The sequence below is a fragment of the Spirosoma arboris genome, from assembly GCF_009754945.1.
GTDB lineage: Bacteria > Bacteroidota > Bacteroidia > Cytophagales > Spirosomataceae > Spirosoma > Spirosoma arboris.
In genome coordinates this window covers 991,952-1,009,911 of record NZ_WPIN01000001.1, presented here as the reverse complement: position 1 = coordinate 1,009,911, position 17,960 = coordinate 991,952, and the positions used below count along the sequence as shown (strand labels likewise).

Below are 17,960 nucleotides of genomic sequence, written 5' to 3'. Positions count from 1 at the left end.
TTCATTTCCCTGATTTGGGACTGCAAAGGTAGGGGTATTTCTCAGTCTTGTCAAGGCCCCCTCGCAAAATAAATGGGGGTCTCACCAAACAATCTTTGGTAAGACCCCCAGCCTCAGTCATTTACACACAAGAAAATTTCTATATTTTTTTCAATAAATGGTTTTTCTTGCCTTTCGAAACCAACACATAACGCCCTTGAAGCCATTCTAAGTCCGCAGAAGCGGCTGGATCGGCCACTTTTGTTTTGTTGATACTTACGGCATTTTGTGTGATTGCACGTCGGGCTTCGCCTTTCGAAGCATAGACTTCTCCCCTACTGGCAATAGATAATAAATCTGTAATATCTTTACTATCGGCTAATTCATCAGCCGATACCTCTGTTTGAGGTACGCCATCAAAAATAATATCGAACTCATCGACCTGAATTGACCGTAGTGTTTCGAGGGTGGCTTTTCCGAATAACACTTCAGATGCTTTAACGGCCAGATCATACCCAGCCTGCGAATGGATACGGCTTGTTACATCTTTAGCAATTGCCTTTTGTAAAATCCGTAAATGAGGAGCCTCATTATGTTCCCGCTCCAACGCTTCGATTTCTTCGCGTGACAACAGGGTGAAGACGCGAATCAGTCGTGGGCAATCGGCATCGGTGGTGTTTAACCAGAATTGATAGAACTGGTACGGCGACGTCAGACTCGGATCGAGCCAGACGTTACCGCTTTCTGATTTTCCGAATTTGGTGCCGTCCGCTTTTGTTACCAAAGGAGTAGTCAACGCAAAAGCCTGGTATTCTTCGCGCCCTTCCTTACGCCTGATCAGTTCGGTACCGGTTGTGATATTACCCCACTGATCGGAGCCGCCCATTTGTAATCGGACATTCTTATTCTTGTAGAGCCAATAGAAATCATAGCCCTGCAATAACTGATACGAAAACTCGGTAAAGGAAATTCCGGTTTCAAGACGCTTCTTGACCGAATCTTTCGCCATCATATAATTGACTGTAATATGCTTGCCTGCTTCACGCAGGAAACCCAGGAAGGAAATTTCCTTAAACCAGTCATAATTATTGACCATTTCGGCAGAATTAGCCCCGCTATCGAAGTCGAGGAATTTGGCCAACTGTTGCCGGATGCCATCCTGATTGCGTCTTAATGTCTCTTCAGAGAGAAATTCACGTTCGGCGGCTTTACCCGATGGATCGCCAATCATACCCGTAGCGCCCCCGACCAGTGCGAACGGCTTGTGGCCCGCCCGTTGCAAATGCACCAGCAACATAACAGTGGCAAGGTTACCAATATGGAGCGATGCGGCTGTAGGATCGAATCCAATATAACCCGCAGTTATTTCTTTCTGGAGTTGTTCTTCAGTGCCAGGGGTCATGTCGTTCAACATACCCCGCCAGCGGAGTTCTTCAATGAAGTTCATAAAGAGCGAAAGAGTGCAAGAGCGAAAGAGCGGTTTGAGAGGGCGCTTATTATTCGCTCTTTAAATTCTAATATTCGTTTGCAAAATTAATAGTTTACGGCAAAAGCAACGATGAGTCGCCATAACTCAGGAAGCGATAATCGTTTTCGAGGGCTTCCGTATATACTCGCTTCCAGTCATCACCAATCAGGGCGGAAATAAGTAGGATCAGGGTCGAGCCGGGTTGGTGGAAATTGGTAACGATGCCTTTACACAATTTGAATTGGTAACCCGGTGTAATATAAATACCGGTATGCGCTACAATCGATTCCTTATTCGTAGCAATCAACTCACTTAAGACAGCTCTTAATGACTCCTCTGCTGTTGGTTGCTCATGAATAGGTAACTGATAGGCATAATGCTGGTCGAGCCGGAACGGTTGGGCATCTTTGCGTATCAATTTCACCCCCATCCAATACAAACTTTCCAATGCCCGCATTGAGGTTGTGCCAACCGCTACTATATTATTTATATGGCCGAGTAAATTACGTAGGTTTTCCTGTGTATACACGACTTCCTCTGTATGCATATGATGCTGTCGAACATTCTCCGTTTTAATTGGCTGAAATGTTCCGGCCCCTACATGTAGCGTTAAATAGTCATGCTCAATTCCCTGTTTGGCCAATGCATCGAATACTGCGGGAGTAAAATGTAGTCCGGCGGTGGGCGCGGCTACAGCTCCCTCTTGCTTCGAATAAACGGTCTGGTACGTCTCTCGGTCGGCATCAGTGGCCTCACGTTTGAGATAAGGTGGCAATGGAATTTCGCCCGCGTACTGGATGAGCTGGGCAAAGGTTAATTCGGCAGGTTGCCAACTTAATTGAACGGCAGATTGCTCATAGTCATGCCAGCGAACCGACAAGTCAACATGTCCATCGGGAGTCGATAGGGTCGTGTATAATATTTCGTCGGGTTTCCAGCGTTTGCGGTTGCCAATCATTCCCTGCCAAATAGCTGCCCCTGTCGCTTCCATCGCCTGACTAATGGGCTGCGAATTCGGGAATGGGCTCAACAGAAACAGTTCAATAATGGCACCCGTTGGCTTGGTAAAATGTAGCCGTGCGGGAATGACCTTCGTATTATTAAAAACCAGAAAACTGCCTGAAGGAAGAAACTCGGGCAAACTAGTGAATCGTTCATGACGAATTTGCCCATGCTGGTAAACAAGCAATTTCGACGCATCGCGCTGAGGTAGCGGGAATCGGGCAATGCGCTCGTCAGGCAGATCGTATTGGAACTGACTCAATAACAGGTCATTTGTTTCAGTCATCGTCACCGGGTTTCATGAACAAACGAATCGGTAACCAGGCTAGTACCGCAATCAGAATAGCGGTAGTCAGTGGTAATAACCAGGCATACTCAATGTACCGAATCGGGCGATCGGACCGATTGAGAAACGAAAGTACTAATAAACCCAAGCCCAGTATCGTATTAATAGACGCGATAATCATGGTAAACCATTCCTTAAAAATCAGGTTCAGTTTAGGGCGATGATCCGCCCAGATAGTATGATTAGGAACTGGAAGCTGAGCCGTTGGAACCCGAAGAAAGAGTCGGGAAACGGCATTAACCAGTGTATTGTTAACTAGAAAAATGGCGATAGCGATGTAAAAAATCACTTCGCGATTGATCGTTTGAAGTGGATGATTCAGGTCGTCGAAACGAACGTTGACTTCATCGGGATACGAAATATAACTGCTAAAGAGCGCGAATAAGAATCCGGCAATGGACAAAATACGCCATACACGGACGAAAAAAGTACCTGCTTTCATTTAAATGAGTGAAAGAGTGAATGAAAGAGCGAAAACCCCTTCACAAGTCACCTTATGAACTTTACGGCTAATTTTTAAAATCAGGGCGCAAAGGTACGGCTGGAACAGGTGAAATCCGTTAGTTTCGCTTATTCGAATCGTATAACTATCTTATTAATGTTGGGGCCAATCAGTATCCCTTTCACCTATATGGGCCATTTCGCTCTATCACTCATTCATTCTTTCGCTCTTTAAATCACGATGAAGATTTACACAAAAACAGGCGATAAAGGCCAAACTGCGTTGATTGGTGGGCGTCGGGTCAGTAAAGCCGACTTACGAATTGATACGTACGGTACGGTCGATGAACTCAATTCGTGGATTGGTCTGGTACGTGACCAACCAGGCAATGAGGGACGCAAGGATGAATTAAAAGAAATCCAGGATCGGCTATTTACCATTGGGGCTGAACTCGCGACAGATCCAGAGAAAGCTCCGAAACGGGCGATACCCGTTATTATTCAGACAGATGTAGCGCTGCTTGAGCAGGCAATGGACACTATGGATACTGAATTACCTGAGTTACGTGCGTTTGTTCTACCGGGAGGAAATCAGTCGGTATCGTTTTGTCACCTCGCCCGAACAGTTTGCCGCCGGGCTGAGCGATTGGTGATTGCCTTAACCGAGGAATCTCCGGTTGATGAGTTAGTGATTCAGTACCTAAATCGCCTATCCGATTATCTATTTGTGCTCGGCCGAAAGATGGCACAGGAATTGAACGCAGAGGAAGTGGCATGGAAGCCTAGAACATAATCTAATTTTGTCATGCTGACGAAGGAAGCATCTTGAATTCTCCTGACAATTTAATAAGGAAACGTTAAGATGCTTCCTTCGTCAGCATGACAAAGAAAAAAAAGTTGTCTTGACAACTAAACTTAGTCAATCTATTTTTTTAGCTTTGCCGCAGCCTGACCATCAGCAGGCTAACTCATTAACCACAGCTGTTATGACGACGGACGTATTGCAAATTGAATTGCGGAAAGCGGAACGCTCCCGCCTTCAGGAGGTAGATTTTAATCATCTGCCTTTCGGAAAACATTTCTCGGATCACATGTTCGTGGCCGATTTCGTAGATGGTGAATGGCAGAATCAAATGATCGTGCCATTCGACAATTTTACCCTAAGCCCCGCTCTGTCGTCGCTGCATTATGGCCAGTCAATTTTTGAAGGCATGAAAGCGTTCAAGAACCAGGCTAATGAGGTGTTTATGTTCCGTCCGCTCGCCAACTTCGAGCGAATGAACGAGTCAGCCAAGCGAATGTGTATGGCTACGCTGCCCGAAGAAGTGTTCATGGGCGGACTGGAAGCGCTGCTACGCGTTGATGCGGATTGGGTACCCAATACCCCCGACAGTTCGTTGTACATCCGTCCGTATATGTTTGCTACCGATACATTTCTGGGCGTAGCTCCTTCAAAGACGTACCGTTTCTGTATTTTCACTTGCCCAGTTGGCGCGTATTATTCCAATCCGCCGAAACTAAAAGTCGAAACCGAGTTCATTCGTTCGGCCCCAGGAGGTGTGGGTTATGCCAAATGTGCTGGTAACTACGGTGGTTCCCTGTACCCAACGTTGATGGCTCAACAACAAGGTTATGATCAGTTGATCTGGACCGATGCCCGTGAGCATAAATACATCGAGGAATCGGGTACGATGAATATCATTTTTGTTATTGATGGAAAAATCGTGACTCCTGCTACGTCGGATTCAATCCTGAAAGGCGTAACCCGCGATTCGATTCTGAAAATTGCCCGTAGCTGGGGGATGGAAGTTGAAGAGCGCCTGGTTTCTATCGAAGAAGTAATCAGTGGTATCGAAACGGGCCGATTGACTGAAGCCTTTGGGGCCGGAACGGCAGTGGGTTCATCGCCTTATTCATTGATCGGCTATAATGGCAAAGACTATATGCTGCCCGAATTTTCACCAGAAGATTCTGTTGCAGTTCGGGTGAGAAACTACCTCAGCGATTTACGCACGGGTAAAATTGCCGACAGCTTTGGCTGGATGCATAGCGTGTAAATTCCTGACAAATAAATTTCCAATAATAAAAAGCCTCAACCAACCGGTTGGGGCTTTTTTCGTTTAGGCTTGCCTATAGATTCGTGAACTATCCGCTTAGTAAAGTCATATATTACAAATAGTCATTTTTAGATATATTTTATGATTTTATTGCCCTAATTAGCTTTTATTTGAGTGCTCAGATTTTATAACTCAATTGTGATCGACTAACTTATGATGATTCGGCTAATCCTGTTTGTATTTGTATCCTGTGCCTCTGTGGCAAAAATTCATGGCCAAATCACTGTTTATCAGGACGAAAAAGGGCAGATTTTAACAACCTCCGATTCGTATGCGACAGGCAGGCAAACGACGTCTACGGCCTCTTATATAAAAGTAACTTTTCTGGGAAATCCTTTTTTCACTTTTCCTGTATGGCAGGAAGGTAAAGTTCAACTGGATCGAGCAGGAAAGGAACTGGATTGCCAACTGGCTTACAACTTAGTCACGAGTGAAGTGTTGTGCCGTTTTGCCGGGGACTCGGCAGTGAAAGTCATTACGCCCGAGCTATTTACAATTAACAATACAACATTCGTTCGGCTGCAAAATAGCATCGCCGGATTAGAGTATCGAACGTATTTTTCACTTTTACACAATGGCCCCACGAAACTTTGGATGAGCTTAAGCAACCAGATAGAGCCAAGGAATAGCGCCGAAGAAATAAAGACTCGCTATTATAAGGATTTAAATATTCAGGGTATCTATCGTACCAAAACAAAGTATTATATCCAGAAAGGTGAGGCCGAACCCAAGCTGATTAACCTATCCAAAAAACTGCTTCTGGAAGCCTTGTCTGACCAGACAGAAGCGCTTGATTCGAAAATTCCTGCTCGCCAACTCACCACGAACGATTTAATCGACGCAGTTAATGTCTATGATTCGCTCACAGTTGAAGAACGGAAAAACCTCGCTCATTTAAGTAAGGAAGAACTATTCAAACGAACGCTTCAACCTAAAATTACGTATCCAGGCTGGGTTGGAAAACAGGGAATTTATGGGCGTGTATATGCAGGATTTGAGGTTGATTCGCAGGGGACAATCAAGAATGTTGTGATACTTAGTCCAGATAACGTTGGCTTTGGATTTACGGCGGAGGTCAAAAAAGCGTTGGAGACACTCGCTACTGTTGATCCATCTTTAAGCGGTAAATACGCATTACCAGTTGCTTTTACGTATACCAATAAAAAGGAGACTTCGGGGCCACATGTCCCCATCAATCGTTTACCCGACGATCGTCTCGATGGACGCCGTATGCTGGACGAGGTTGTTATCCCCTACATCGTTACAACTCCGATAACGACTAGTAGAGAGGTTTGGGGGTACTATAAATAGCTAGTGATTAATGGAAAACCTTAAGATTTCGACAGCCCAATTTGAAAATAGAAGTGGCGATAAAGTATATAACCTCTCCGTAATCGAGAACATTTCGCGGAAAGCCGCCCAGCAGGGAGCAAACGTGGTTGCCTTTCATGAATGCTCCATTACAGGTTATACATTCGCCCGGCATTTATCGAAAGAACAAATGCTTGATCTGGCAGAATTCATTCCAGATGGACCAAGCATTGCCAGACTAACCGAAATAGCCCAGACGTATAATATTGCCGTTCTAGCGGGGCTTTTTGAAAAAGACGAAGACGATAATTTATTTAAAGCGTATGTCTGCATCGATAAGAATGGGTTGGTTGCCAAATACCGAAAATTGCATCCCTTTATAAATCCTTACCTGACTCCAGGTGATCAATATTGCGTTTTTGACCTTTATGGCTGGACATTTGGCATTTTAATTTGCTACGATAACAACGTTATCGAAAATGTACGGGCAACCACACTACTAGGAGCCAACGTAATTTTTATGCCTCACGTAACGATGTGTACACCCTCCACTCGTCCAGGAGCAGGCTTTGTCGATTCGAATCTCTGGGAAAATCGGGAAACGGACCCGACTTCTCTTCGGCTCGAATTTGAGGGCATGAAAGGACGTGACTGGCTCATGAAGTGGCTTCCGGCAAGAGCCTATGACAATGGCATTTATGCTGTTTTCTCTAATCCAATCGGTATGGATGACGATCAGTTGAAAAACGGCTGTTCGATGATTATTGACCCCTTTGGCGATATCCTGGCCGAATGCCGAACATTGGGCGATGATTTTGTAACAGCCACGCTCAGTCCGGAAAAGCTTACACAGGCAGGCGGTTACCGATACATCAACGCAAGGCGTCCCGAACTCTATCGCGATATTATTGGTCAAGCCCACCAGTCTGAGCAAAAAGTTGTCTGGTTGACTGAAGAATGAATAGCGTGGGAGATCCAGAATAGCAATCCTTCGATTTTGGTACAAGATTTGCCCGTCATCGTAAATATGACAATTTTCAGTCTCGACCCAGTAAGCCAATGACTCTAGTCCGTTATCTATGGCTGTGCTGCTTTCCTCTATTTTGCTTAGGCCAGCAATCAGGCGTTGTCAAAACGCAGAAAACAGTATTTACCATTTCGGCGGTAGACGATAAGACATCAGCCGAAGTAGCTGCAAAGTTCACCATTCAGGCCAGACAGGCGAAGAAGGAATTTGCTGGCAAAAGTCAACTCAACGGCAAACCCTTTGTATTCATACTGACTCGTACCGACACACTGAGTGTACTAGCCAGCGCCCCAGGCTATTATGAGACAGAGGAATTGATGGTCGTTTCGTGCGACACCTGCACCGACTACGGCTATGTGGTTCGACTCGAAAAAGAAGAACCGAAGGCAGACAGTATCTTCCGAAACCTACAGGTCAATCAGGCATTCCGGCTCGATAATGTTTACTTCGACCAAAGTAGCTATGTACTTCGACCAGAGTCATATCCGCAGTTGAATAAGCTCGTAAAAACGTTAGTAGCAACCCCGAAACTGGTCATCGAAATAGCGGGGCATACCGATAATGTTGGCGATAGACGATTGAATCAGGCCCTTTCGGAGAACCGCGCCAAAGTAATTACTAGTTACCTGGTCCGCAACGGTATCGCCGAAAAGCGACTTCGCCACAATGGCTATGGCGACACTAAGCCAGCCGCTCCCAACGATTCAGAAGAAAATAAACGAAAGAACCGACGCGTTGAATTCGTTGTCTTAGCAATGTAAGATTTGTCAAGCAATAGTCAGGTTTTATCTGACTACTTATGACCACTTTCTGACCATCAATGACAACCTATTTCGTAAAACCCGGCTCCGTCGTTCGCCAGATTTGGGGAGATGCCGATGTGATTCTACTTGTTTTTGCTGGATCGGCGGCTGAATTTGCGTTGAATCGCGCTGTCGACTGGCTTTTTTATACAGGTAAACTACCCGCCGATCCTATTGGTCGCCTGTTTTCGACGGTTCGTTACGCACAGGAGATTGTATTTTTCCCCGACGATAAAGCCCGACAAGCTATTGGTCGAATGAGTGCTATTCACAAGGGAGTCGAGAATAAACGAGGTTACCAAATTCCAGATTGGGCTTATCGTGACGTGTTATACATGCTCATCGATTACTCTGAGCGAGCCTATCAAACGCTGAAACGGCCACTTACCAACTCTGAACGCGAAGAACTCTTTACTGTATTTAGGCAGGTTGGGGCAGGTATGGGCGTACCCGATTTGCCCACTACATATGCCGATTGGCAAATTGATCGGGAAGCCCATCTCAACCGTGATTTGGTTCGTAGTGAGTTTACCGATAAATTGTTCCGGCGATACCAGGAAGAGCTAGGCAATTGGCGTTATAATTTACTTCGACAGGTACAAGGTATACTCGTACCCAATCAGGTAAGTCAATTGCTGGGTCTTCCCAAGAAATCGTTACTCAATTATTCACTTGGTTTGTATAGCCTGTTGAATGCTATCGGCCTTCGATCGGTGGTACAGCGAGTGCTGCTGCCAACTGAATATCTGGAACAGATTCGAAGTTTGGACCGATAGTACAAGACCAGAGACTTGCGCTATCAGCCTGCAAAATCTTCTTCATCAACATGTCTACTATACCCATCACAACCTCTGTCTTTGATCTGTTTAAGGTCGGGCCGGGGCCATCGAGTTCGCATACCATCGGCCCTATGAAAGCTGCTTTCGATTTTCGGGAGCGACTGGCTCAACTGCCAACCGATATTCAGCAACAGGCCGATGCCATTCATGTTCATCTATATGGCTCTCTGAGCGCAACTGGCAAAGGGCACGGCACTGACCGGGCCATAGTGGCTGGTTTATTGGGTTGGCAACCCGAAACCACAGACCCTGACGCTTTACTAAAATTACTGCGGGATGCTTCTGTCACCTATTCGGTTCCCGTTGGGGATCGACTCATTGAGGTTGGCCCCCAGCAGATTCATTTTGAGCGCGTTCGCTACGATTCACCTTATCATAATACGATGGTGTTACGACTAGCGAGTGGAGATCAGACATTATATTCGGAAGAATATTATTCCATTGGTGGTGGATTCATTATTCGCAAAGGAGAACCAGAAATAGACCCCACAAGCCTGTCGGTCCCCTATCCATATGGGACAATGGGCGAGTTGAAAAATCACCTTAAAGCCAGTAAGATTTCTCTGGATGATTTATTAATGGCCAATGAAATGGCCCTGACAGGTCGGACTAAAGCTGAAGTAAGCCAGCGACTCGACCAGATTCTGGACTTTATGCATAAGGCCGTCCGACGTGGGCTTCGGCACAAGGGCATACTCCCCGGCTCTATTAAACTGAGCCGAAAAGCGCCCATTCTGTTCCAACAGGCCAAGGGTATGAGTCAGTCATCGGATAGTTTTTTGATCTTTCTGAATGCCTATTGCTTAGCCGCTTCAGAAGAGAATGCAGCCGGTGGTATTGTCGTAACAGCCCCAACATCAGGTGCTTCGGGCGTAATTCCGGGACTTACGTATTTAGCCAAACACCACTTTCATTACGACCGTCCAACCCTGCGCTCCGGAATGCTGGCGGCCGCAGCCATCGGCTTTTTAGTAAAACACAACGCCAGTATTTCAGGTGCCGAAATGGGCTGTATGGGCGAAATTGGTACAGCATCAGCCATGGGCGCTGCCTTTCTGACGCGCTGTGCTCAACCTGTTGGCGACATCGGCCCAATCGAAGCAGCAGCCGAAATCGGTATCGAACATCACCTGGGCATGACCTGCGACCCTATTGGCGGTTATGTCCAGATTCCGTGCATCGAACGCAACGCGATGGGTGCGGTAAAGGCCTATAATGCTTTTCTACTGGCCACCTCTGGGGCTGCCTCATTCCAGAAAATTTCGCTCGATGCAGTCATTAAGGTGATGAAAGCCACTGGTCGCGACATGTCTACGAAATACAAGGAAACGTCGGAGGCTGGGTTGGCATTGAGCGCCACGGAATGTTGAGTTAGTGGAATTAGTGGAGTGGGTGGAGTAAGTGTAGGAGGTGAAAACACATCTTGTAACTACACTTACTCCACCCATTCCACTAACTACTCCTCCTCTTTTATTCAAACAATTCAGGCTGTTTAATGCGTTTTTAATAAATGCGTATATTCAGCGCAGCACTTAGTTGATTTATGGCCAATATTTACACACCCCAGCAACAACGGTTTTTATTAATTGCGAGCCTGATTGTCATTGCAGGCTTCATCCTGTATGGACTCAGTGGCTATATATCGGCTTTTTTGGGAGCGGGCATTCTCTATGTCGTCTTTCGACCCTGGTTTACAGTGTTGGCCATCAAACGAAACTGGAATCGATCACTGGTGACGTCAATCTTGATTCTTTTCTCAGTGGTCGTTATTATCATGCCCTTTCTGACACTGAGTTTACTACTCATTGACCGAATTCAATACTATTCACAGCATACCCAGGACATTCTAAATTTAGTCAAGAAAGCCGAAGAACTGACAGGTTACAAGATTACCAGCCAACAGAATATTCAGGCTCTTCTTCGACAGGGTGGCACCTATGCCAGCCGATTACTTCCCTCACTGGCCGGTGGCGCACTGGATTTTATTGTTATACTTGGCCTTATGCTGTTTACCATGTATTTCATGTTTGTCCAGCAGGAAAGTTTTCAAAAAGGGCTTCAGAAATACCTGCCTTTCAAACGCGATACCCAAAAAGAGCTTGGGGAATCTCTCAAAAACAATGTCAATGCCAATGTTCTTGGGCAGGCGCTAGTCAGTTTGGTGCAGGGTGTACTAACGGGATTAACGCTGTGGATTTTTGGGGTACCAGATTCACTGTTCTGGGGTACGGTAGCCTTTTTTATGGCGTTTATTCCTGTCCTTGGTACGCCTATCGTTTGGGGGCCAGCCGGATTAATTCAACTCTCACAGGGTAATACAGGGCAGGGAGCCGGTATTTTGATTGTTGGTGCTGTGGTGATCATCAATATTGACAATCTACTCCGCATCATGTTGGCCAGACGAATGGGCGACATTCACCCCCTTATTACGCTGGCGGGTATTGTGTTAGGTGTGCCAATTTTCGGGATTCTAGGTCTGGTAGTTGGCCCGCTGCTCCTCTCCTACTTCATTGTATTGATCCAGGTTTTTGAACGCGAAAACAAAAAGCAGGAAAAAGAAGTGGCGGTGGCTGAGGAGAGAGTGGAAGAAGCGGCTGAACGGAAAAAGTAAGTGAAGTGGGTGGAGTAAGTGCAGTAGGTGAAAACGCACCTTGTAACTACACATACTCCACCCACTTCACTTATTATACTTACTTCACTTAATACAACCTACTGTCGCGTTACCTTGCTGGCACCTGAGGTTTGGGTTTCGATAGAGCCTACGTGGCCAAAATTAGCATGGCTGGCACCGCTGGCATCAACAGAAGCCTTGTCTACGTCCATGCTGTTGGCTTCAATTTTACTGGCGCCACTTAGGTCAGCTTCCAGATTATTAGCATGGCCGCGCAGAACTGCATTTGAGGCTCCCGACAATTCGAGATTTAGTTTCTCTACCGACCCGTCAAAAACCGTCCGGCAGGCACCACTCATATCGATGGTCAGGTCCTTGAAATTCCCGAATTCGACCAGACTCGCTTTTGATGCACCCGATAGTTTCAATTCGTCAATAGAAGGGACGGTGATGGTCAGACCAATACGTTTCCGATTACTCCAGTCGAACAGGCCGTTCCGGTCAACAGAAACTTCTAACCGATTACCTGTCACCTTAACGTTCACATCATCCAAATCTTTCTCGCGGCCATCGGCTACTACTTTATAGGCTATTCCTTTACGAAATCGCACTACAAATGCACCTCCAATGTTCACTTTCGAGAAATCACTAACATTAAATTGACGGGTATGATCGCCAATATGGTCGAAATCATCCCCTAATTCGCTGGCAACGGCGCTTTGTACATCATCAGTAAGATCGGTTACGTCGTTGTCCTCACTGTTATCGTCCTGATCTTTCTCACGTGGGTAGTTAATACAAACCAGTCCGTCATTTTTCGTGAACTTCCAGATACTCGACGCCATCCGGTCAAACTCTTTCTCACCAAATTCATTGCGAATAAAGCGAGCAAAATCACGGGTCATACGGAACGGCTTTTCATAGGGAATCATCAGATCCATGTCTAAATCCTGTCCCCGGAAGCGGGCATTCGGTGCCAATTCTATCGTTTCATTGAAACGTACCGTCGAATCTTTGATGGTATACGCATACTTGATTTGACGAGCATTCGTCTGAGCATCTGCCCGACTTCGCCCCTGCGACCGAAAGTACTGTACTAAGTTCAATGTCGCGCCGTCGTAGCCTTTCATGTCAATAGATGGCCGCCAGTTATCATCATTTTCCACCTCGTTCATAGCAAAGGTTGGGATAGCCGCTGGCACATTCAGGACTTTCGTTTCTTCAACGGTTCCACGGCGTTGGAAGCTAGAAATCACAGGAGTAGCTGTACCGGCAAAAATCACCAGACTAACGAGCCAGACGCCAGCCAGCGTGAGGGCTGTACGGCCACTGAATACACTCTTCATCGTGATGAGCATGATACCCAGAATCGCTAACCCAAAAGCAGGAATCAGGCCGACCAGAACACCAGCCAGTATCATCGGAGCAGAAATATCGTGACGGAACATTTCTATCGGGAAATCACTGCCTGTGAAGGCATTACCCGTGCTAACCCCGATAGCTGCACCCAGAAACGCCAGGCAAACAATCATACCGGCGAAGGCCAAAATCAGCATCATCACGCCAGCAAACACCCGAATCAGTGCTACAACACCATTTAACAGAGGCCCAAGTGCACTACCCAGTCCACCAATTATCGTAGCAATGGCCCGAAAAGGGAACAACAGTAAGCGTGTCAGTGTACTTTCGTTATGAACGGTTTCGTTGATGTTCAGATTCTGTTTGATGCTGTGCTCAATGTTGGAAAGCGTGATGGGTTGCCCCTGCATTTCCATTTTTTCGGTGAGTGTATTGGCTTGGGGCGCAATCATCCAAAGCACAATGTAGAGTAGGAAACCAACCCCGAAGAATACAATACCCAATACAAACAGTAACCGGATAATCCCTGTGTCGACGCCGAAGTAGGCGGCAATACCAGAGGCCACCCCCCCGAGTACTTTATCTTCTGGATTACGGAAAAACTTTTTAACCGTTTTATCATCTTCAATCGTGCCAACGCCAGGAAGCGAAATCCACATAGCGATGTAGATAATAAACGTAAAGCCCGATACGCCAGCGCCAAATTCATGGCCTAATGGTGGCAGGGCCAAAAACAGCGTAAGGAAAATTAACCGTACCCATACCACATCAATGTTGAAGTAGTGGGCTAAGCCAGCACATACACCACCAAGCGTTTTTCGACGCAGGTCACGTACCAGCCGCCGAGGTTCAAAGGAAGGGTTCGTAGCATGGGGTGAGGAGCCAGAATTAGGATTTTGCGCACCCGTACTCCGAGCGCCCTGTCCCGTGCTCTGTGCCGAATTGCGGCCACCGCTGGTTACCAGAACTTCTTCCTCCTCAACGGCTTCAAAGTCGGCAACGGATCCCATTGCTGCAATCAGTTCATTAACATCTTCCAGAGAAACGGCCTGTTTATCAGCCGACTTCAGTTTAGCCAGCAGCTTTTCGGCGATCCGATTCTCAATGTCCGTTACAATTTCCTGACTGTCTTCGTAGGTCGAAAAGTACTGTTGTACTGTGGTCAGGTAATTCTTCAGCTTGTCGTAGCCATCCTCTTCGATATGGAAGATGACGCCACTTATATTAATACTTATTGTCTTTTTCATGACGGTCCGACGATTCGGTTATATAGAAGAGAATAGGTTAAGCGTTGGCTGGGGGAATGGTTGGATCAGGCGAGGGAGATACAGAAACTGCGCCATTTGTGAGTTTTTTATGTTGCTCAACTTTCCCGACAATCGCATTAACGGACTCAGCAAGTTCCTGCCAGGTTTCGTTTAGGGCATCTAAGGAATTGCGACCAAGGTCGGTCAAAATGTAGTATTTGCGTGGTGGCCCGGAGGTGGACTCTACCCATTTATAATCGAGCAGACCGGCATTTTTCAAACGGGTTAACAGAGGGTACAATGTACCTTCCACAACCATGATTCGGGCGGAGGTCAGCTCGTCGAGCATATCGGAGGCATATATTTCGCCCCGAGATATGATGTGCAGAATGCAGAATTCCAGGATGCCCTTCCGCATTTGCACTTGAGCGTTTTCAATATTCATTCGTATCTACTGGTTTCGTGAATTTCATGAATCAAAGGTACAATAAGGTACTATGCGATGCAAGGTACCTGTTATTTTTAATTCACATTCTGGTATCAGTGGTAAAAAATGGCGGATGAATGGTTTGTGTGGCTTTTAGTATTAAATACAATTCTAACCTAGTAGATCCGATACTTTAGAGATTCGTATTCAAACTTGCGGAAGACCACTGACTCGTAAGCAAATTGACAAACAAGATAGTACTGAGATTGCTGACATGGAATGGTTAAACGACATATAAAATATCAAAACCAACCTCACATATGAAGAAATGAACTGTGTATGATAACGAAAACGAGCTTACTTAGTACTTAGGAATCTGAGTAAGTTGATTATGAAGCAGTTATTCTCTGATTTCTATATTGGCAAGCAGTATTGAATTTATCCTTCCAGTTAAAGCATTTCAGGATAAAAAATAGAAATACTAAAGCCCTAAGGTCTGAAGCACTAGAAAGATAAAGAGGATGAAATCCAAAGGCTGAATGTGTACCCGTAAATGCGTCAATGCTTTGTAAAGCGTATTGCGCACGGATTTCTCGGTGATGCCCATGATTGTAGCAATTTCCGATGTCTGGAAATTCTCATAGTAACGCAACAGGATAACATCCATCTGGCGCTGAGGTAAACTTTTTAGAACAGTGCTTAATTTCTCAACAAGCCACTGCTCATATTCCGCATCCTCATAGTTATCCTTCCCTTCTGTATACGCTAAATCTGGAGTCGTATCAATGTCGGATATGAATTCATCTTTTTTCGATTTCTGATGAATACCTCTCCGAAGTATGGTAAATAAATAGGCCTTACTATTCTTGACAATGGCCAGCTTCTGCCGGTTATTCCAGATGGTAATAAAGACATCCTGGATCGTATCTTCTACCAGGTCCGTATCGGAAATTAACCGGGTGCCATACCGGTATAAGAGCCGATAATAGCGTTCATACAATTCGCCTAATGACGCTTTGTCACCCTCTCGGATTGCATCCCAAAGTACATGATCTAACGGTAGGCTCTGTTCCAAAGTTATAGGTTTCAGCAATAACCAAAGTTACTAAATCGGGATTATAAAATCACAATTTAAAAGCAATATAATACAACGAAAAATAGTAAAACTTTAGTTAAACAATTGATTGTTAAGTAAAGAACGGAATAAGACAGAATCTTATCCCGTATCTGAAATCAACCTATGAAAAAACAATAAAAACTATTTTTTAGCCCCTGAAGTGTACTCAGTTGGCTTTAATCCGGTATATCGATAATCATCAAACCCGTTCAAAAGAGAACTCGATTGGAAAGTCGACTGGACATACCTTGTTCTAAGATCGCTTCCAGAAGCTGTTCATTGTGGGTAGTATGCTTCATGGCGACAACCGAATCAACCGAAAAGGCAGTTAGTGCGTCGACCACAGAAAGCGTACCTTCCGCCGAATCCTTGCGACCTGAAAACGGGAATGAGTCCGGACTTCGTTGACACTGGGCATTGATATTAATCCGGCCAACCTGTCCCGTCAGTCTGTCGATGATCAGGCTTAGCGTCGTTGGATCACTGCTGAATAGACTGACCTGCTGACCGTAAGGTGATTGGGTGATATAGTCAATCGCAACCTGTGGATTGTCAAACGGAACAATGGGAATGATTGGGCCAAACTGCTCTTCCCGATACACAATCATCTGCTCATTCACCGGAAAAAGCACAGTCGGCTTCACGAGTGAGCCAGTTGTCGTTTGTGAATCGTGACCATTATTCAGGATTGTTGCGCCATGCACCAGCGCATCCTGAATGCAGTTGACCAAATAAGCAGGCTTGTCTGGTTCCGCTAATGGCGTAATTGTCACCCCACTTTCCCAGGGCATACCCACAACTAGTTTATCAACTTCCTCCACCAGCCGCTCATTAAAGTTCTGGACAAGGCTCGAATGAACGAATAGTAGTTTAAGTGCGGTGCAACGTTGACCATTATACGTTAAGGCACCCGCTACGCATTCCTTCACAGCTAACGCTATATCCGCATCTGCACAGATAATAGCGGCATTTTTAGCATCCAGCCCTAAAATGGATTTGAGCCGATTCGACTTTGGATGCATTTTCTTCAAGCTGTTCGCCACCTTACTGGAGCCGATCAGCGCCAGCACATCAACGTCCCCCGATTGCATCAGGGTTGGCACAATATCCCGCCCCCGCCCGTACACGGTATTGACTACTCCTTTGGGAAAAGCCTCCGCGAAGCCTTCCAGAATTGGTTCAAATAATAGAGTTCCCTGTTTAGGCGGCTTAAATAAAACCGTGTTTCCCATGAGAAGCGCCGGGATCAAGGTCGTAAACGTTTCATTGAGCGGATAGTTAAAGGGCCCCATACACAGGACCACGCCATGAGGTACCTTTTTCACCTGCCCAATAAAGTTCTGCTGGACTATAAATTGCGATGACTCATTAGTTAGCTTTTTCAGCGCTTTAATGCTTTCGAGTATGTAGCCGATGGTACGCTCAAATTCAGTATCCGCATCCTGCACCGTTTTACCAATTTCCCAAACGATCAGCTTGACAATATCCTCCTTCCGGCGGATCATGTGCTGGATGAGCACCCAAATTCGTTTTATCCGTTCCTGAACGGACATGGATGGCCATTCGCCCTTCCCCGCATCAAATGCAGTTACGGCGGCTTGCAAGGCCAACTTAGCTTCATCTTCTCCACCTAACGGATAACTTCCGATCACGGCTGGCTTTAGCTCACCCGACGAATCCCGAATGTAAATGGGTGAATAGACTGCCTGGACGGAACCGCCCCAGGGTAGCAATTCCCCATTAATCAGGATGTGACGTTGATGAACCGGGGACGATAAACGAACCGTTGCAGGAATATCCTGAACGTCAGGAAAAAGATCAAGTAAGGATGTTTTGGGCTCCATAAGAGAAAGGTTTGTCAGTTGA

General features: G+C 46.0%; 15 protein-coding genes. 8 read left to right on the top strand and 7 right to left on the bottom strand.

All coding sequences use genetic code 11. The features are described from left to right. Positions 1–139 precede the first annotated feature (139 nt). From tyrS to GO755_RS04040, 3 genes are all read right to left on the bottom strand, one after another. On the bottom strand, positions 140–1,426 hold the full coding sequence (gene tyrS / locus GO755_RS04050; RefSeq protein WP_157583265.1) for a tyrosine--tRNA ligase: 1,287 nt from the start codon (positions 1,424–1,426) through the stop codon (positions 140–142). A 94-nt stretch (positions 1,427–1,520) separates the two neighbouring features. Beyond that, positions 1,521–2,735, bottom strand: coding sequence for an S-adenosylmethionine:tRNA ribosyltransferase-isomerase (locus GO755_RS04045; protein ID WP_157583264.1), 1,215 nt, complete (start codon positions 2,733–2,735; stop codon positions 1,521–1,523). Continuing rightward, on the bottom strand, positions 2,728–3,237 hold the full coding sequence (locus tag GO755_RS04040) for a hypothetical protein (protein ID WP_157583263.1): 510 nt from the start codon (positions 3,235–3,237) through the stop codon (positions 2,728–2,730). Before GO755_RS04040 ends, GO755_RS04045 begins: the two co-directional genes overlap by 8 nt. Before the next feature lie 240 nt (positions 3,238–3,477). On the opposite strand from GO755_RS04040, the gene GO755_RS04035 reads away from it, so the two are divergent. The 8 genes from GO755_RS04035 (at position 3,478) to GO755_RS04000 (ending at position 11,944) form a co-directional block, all read left to right on the top strand. After that, positions 3,478–4,029, top strand: a complete 552-nt coding sequence (locus tag GO755_RS04035) for a cob(I)yrinic acid a,c-diamide adenosyltransferase (RefSeq protein WP_157583262.1) — start codon at positions 3,478–3,480, stop codon at positions 4,027–4,029. 193 nt (positions 4,030–4,222) lie between these two features. Continuing rightward, entirely contained in the window at positions 4,223–5,293 is a 1,071-nt protein-coding gene (locus GO755_RS04030) for a branched-chain amino acid aminotransferase (RefSeq protein WP_157583261.1), read from the top strand. Between the two features lie 213 nt (positions 5,294–5,506). Continuing rightward, positions 5,507–6,664, top strand: a complete 1,158-nt coding sequence (locus tag GO755_RS04025; protein ID WP_157583260.1) for a hypothetical protein — start codon at positions 5,507–5,509, stop codon at positions 6,662–6,664. A 10-nt stretch (positions 6,665–6,674) separates the two neighbouring features. Beyond that, complete coding sequence (locus GO755_RS04020) at positions 6,675–7,625, top strand: nitrilase family protein (protein ID WP_157583259.1); 951 nt, start codon at positions 6,675–6,677, stop codon at positions 7,623–7,625. Between the two features lie 98 nt (positions 7,626–7,723). Further along, positions 7,724–8,452: an OmpA family protein gene (locus GO755_RS04015; protein ID WP_157583258.1), complete on the top strand. Its 729-nt coding sequence runs from the start codon at positions 7,724–7,726 to the stop codon at positions 8,450–8,452. Positions 8,453–8,511: 59 nt separating this feature from the next. Continuing rightward, the gene (locus GO755_RS04010; protein WP_157583257.1) at positions 8,512–9,270 is read left to right on the top strand and encodes an oxygenase MpaB family protein; all 759 of its coding nucleotides are present in this window, start codon (positions 8,512–8,514) and stop codon (positions 9,268–9,270) included. 50 nt (positions 9,271–9,320) lie between these two features. Then, positions 9,321–10,703: an L-serine ammonia-lyase gene (locus GO755_RS04005; protein ID WP_157583256.1), complete on the top strand. Its 1,383-nt coding sequence runs from the start codon at positions 9,321–9,323 to the stop codon at positions 10,701–10,703. A 173-nt stretch (positions 10,704–10,876) separates the two neighbouring features. After that, the gene (locus GO755_RS04000) at positions 10,877–11,944 is read left to right on the top strand and encodes an AI-2E family transporter (RefSeq protein WP_157583255.1); all 1,068 of its coding nucleotides are present in this window, start codon (positions 10,877–10,879) and stop codon (positions 11,942–11,944) included. Between the two features lie 98 nt (positions 11,945–12,042). Here the strand turns inward: GO755_RS04000 and GO755_RS03995 are convergent, their stop codons facing one another. From GO755_RS03995 to GO755_RS03980, 4 genes are all read right to left on the bottom strand, one after another. Then, on the bottom strand, positions 12,043–14,550 hold the full coding sequence (locus tag GO755_RS03995; RefSeq protein ID WP_157583254.1) for a PspC domain-containing protein: 2,508 nt from the start codon (positions 14,548–14,550) through the stop codon (positions 12,043–12,045). 37 nt (positions 14,551–14,587) lie between these two features. Continuing rightward, positions 14,588–14,995: a PadR family transcriptional regulator gene (locus GO755_RS03990; protein WP_157583253.1), complete on the bottom strand. Its 408-nt coding sequence runs from the start codon at positions 14,993–14,995 to the stop codon at positions 14,588–14,590. A gap of 463 nt (positions 14,996–15,458) precedes the next feature. Next, positions 15,459–16,052: an RNA polymerase sigma factor gene (locus tag GO755_RS03985; protein WP_198174744.1), complete on the bottom strand. Its 594-nt coding sequence runs from the start codon at positions 16,050–16,052 to the stop codon at positions 15,459–15,461. 251 nt (positions 16,053–16,303) lie between these two features. Next, on the bottom strand, positions 16,304–17,938 hold the full coding sequence (locus GO755_RS03980) for an NADP-dependent glyceraldehyde-3-phosphate dehydrogenase (RefSeq protein ID WP_157583251.1): 1,635 nt from the start codon (positions 17,936–17,938) through the stop codon (positions 16,304–16,306). Positions 17,939–17,960: the final 22 nt, after the last annotated feature.